Source organism: Xenorhabdus innexi, assembly GCF_002632485.1.
GTDB classification, from domain to species: Bacteria; Pseudomonadota; Gammaproteobacteria; order Enterobacterales; family Enterobacteriaceae; genus Xenorhabdus; species Xenorhabdus innexi.
This window is the reverse complement of record NZ_NIBU01000141.1, coordinates 1-2355: the sequence shown is the minus strand read 5'-3', so window position 1 is coordinate 2355 and position 2355 is coordinate 1. Positions and strand designations below refer to the sequence as shown.

Annotated in this window: 2 protein-coding genes and 1 pseudogene; 1 reads left to right on the top strand and 2 read right to left on the bottom strand. The window is 42.0% G+C overall.

Features of this window, described 5'->3' with window-relative positions; genetic code table 11:
* Nucleotides 1–208: 208 nt before the first annotated feature.
* A complete protein-coding gene (sbcB, locus tag Xinn_RS20450) occupies nucleotides 209–1639 on the bottom strand; it encodes an exodeoxyribonuclease I (RefSeq protein ID WP_086953605.1) in 1431 nt (476 codons plus the stop codon).
* Between the two features lie 176 nt (nucleotides 1640–1815).
* On the opposite strand from sbcB, the pseudogene Xinn_RS20445 reads away from it, so the two are divergent.
* A pseudogene (locus tag Xinn_RS20445) lies at nucleotides 1816–2013 on the top strand (Arm DNA-binding domain-containing protein); the annotation flags it as partial.
* Between the two features lie 26 nt (nucleotides 2014–2039).
* On the opposite strand, the gene Xinn_RS23625 reads toward Xinn_RS20445, so the two are convergent.
* Nucleotides 2040–2355: transposase (locus tag Xinn_RS23625; RefSeq protein ID WP_211285986.1), on the bottom strand; the 316-nt coding region annotated here is incomplete at its 5' end.

Sequence of the window (2355 nt, the reverse complement as noted above, 5' to 3'; positions counted from 1 at the left end):
ATTGACTGCTGGCGCTTTCCACATAAAAAATTAGGGGTATCTGATGGTCATTGAAACGGTGTGCTAATTAACCATAAAACTTAATGGTTTTCAAGCTCGTTTGATGAGGTTATCAAATGCAGAATGTACCACTAGAATGATCAGATAACGAGCGGATAAAGATAGAAAAAGACCAAATCAGAGTTTAGTCTTTTTCTATTATTTAAATTCATTCAGCCAGTTGAACGGCATAATCTATTAATGCTTTTAACTGACGGCACTTTTCTTCATCAGATTGATGTTCAACAAAGAGCTGCTCAATGCTGGCAAAATATTGGGTGAGATTTTCCTGAGTCAATATTTCCCGGCGATGCTGTAACCAGCGTTGTTGCTCATCATGATCCAATGTTGCCGGATAATTTCTGGCACGATAACGGAACAGAAGTTCCTTAATACGAGAGTCCTGAAATGTTAAATCCAGAGCAGGCAGGTTTTGAGGCGTAGTTTCACGAATAATTTCCATCGCAGTTTTATCGGCATCACTGAAGAAACCATCATACAGTTTGGCATCAACATTATCAGATTCAGGAAACTCCTCTGGTTGGGAAAATAATTCGACTACTTTTTCCCTGATTTGTGAATTACCGCGCAATACAGCCAGATTTTGTGCGCATTGACTGCGATCCAGCCCAACTCGTTCAGCATCCTGTGGCCGTAGTGTATTTTCAGGAGCAATAATCGGGCACTTATTGATGTGCACTAATTTGATAGGAACAGGTGATTGATCTGGCTGCAATTTATCCTTGCGGGTATACAGGCGTTCACGTAACTGATTGACATCCAGCTCCAGCAAAGGCGTAATGTCGCCCGCCAAATCACACATAATAACGGCATTCCGGTTTGTCGGATGCCATGCCAAAGGAGCAATCAGACTGATATTGCTGCGTAAAGAGCCGAACATGCCTGATACATGCACCAGCGGTTTCATTTGTGGAATATCAATTTGATTACTGACTTTCTGCTTATTTCTTAGCTGGAAAAAATACTCAAATAACTTAGGCTGAGCCGTTTTGACCAGTTTAGCCATAGCAATAGTCGCGTAAACGTCTGACATAGCATCGTGAGCATGGGCATGCTCGATTCCATTAGCTTTTGTCAGATGTTCCAGCTTAAAACTGGGTAGCCCGTCGTCATTTTCCGGCCAGATAATTCCTTCCGGACGCAGGGCGTAGCAGGCACGTAACACATCAAGCAGATCCCAGCGCGAATTACCTTTTTGCCAACTGTAAGCATAGGGATCATAAAAATTGCGATAAAAAATATTACGGCTGACTTCATCATCAAAGCGGATATTGTTATATCCAAGGATGCAGGTATTGGGCTTGCTGAATTCGGCCTGAATCAAGCGTGCGAACTCTGCTTCATTCACACCTTTTTTTAGTGCCACTTGGGGAGTAATTCCCGTGATCATGACCGCTTCAGGTTCTGGCAGATAATCATCAGCAGGTGAACAGTACACCACTAAAGGTTCTTCGATAATATTAAAATCGCAGTCAGTCCTAACTCCTGCAAACTGAGCAGGACGATCTAAGGCAGGATGTTTACCGAATGTTTCATAATCGTGGAAGTAAAATGATGCTTGTTTGTTATCGGTTGACAAGGTTTTTTCTCGTAAATTAATGTTGCTTATTACATTGATTTTAATCGATTTATAAGCTTTGTTTAACTGTTCTTTGCGCTAAATGTTTACTTGTGTTCTTTACTGTCTGGTTTCGTCCATGCGATATTAAGTACATAATGAGTACAAATTGATGTTTTTAGTGAGTACAAAATATTATGGCTCTCAGTGACACAAGATTGCGCGCAATACATGGTAAACCATATCAGGGAAAAGCTGAACTAACCGATATCGATGGACTCAGTGTTCGTGTATCGCCTAAAGGCGTTATCACGTTTCAGTGTCGGTATAGATTGAATGGCAAGCAACATAGGATAGGAATTGGCCGATATCCTGCCACTTCATTGCGAGATGCTAGTGGTGTATTCTGCAATTAATGACATCACTTTGTATTCCCACGGTAAAGCCACTTAAAAGGTTTAGCTAATACCCGGTTGTAATATTCGATATATTTTAAAATGCATGTCCGTAATATCGCTTTGCTGCTGACGGAAAGCCGCCTGAGCAAATGTCGGGAGACCAGACTGAACCAACATTCAATTTGATTTAACCAGGAAGCGTGTTTGGGGGTATAAACGAATCGGATCCGATGTGTCGGGTCTGATAGAAACTGCATGCGTGTCTCCATGGATTGAAGCGTTCCCCACTGGCCTTTCACTCCCAGTCCCTCATTAAGACCACAGGCTTCGGCAATGAAT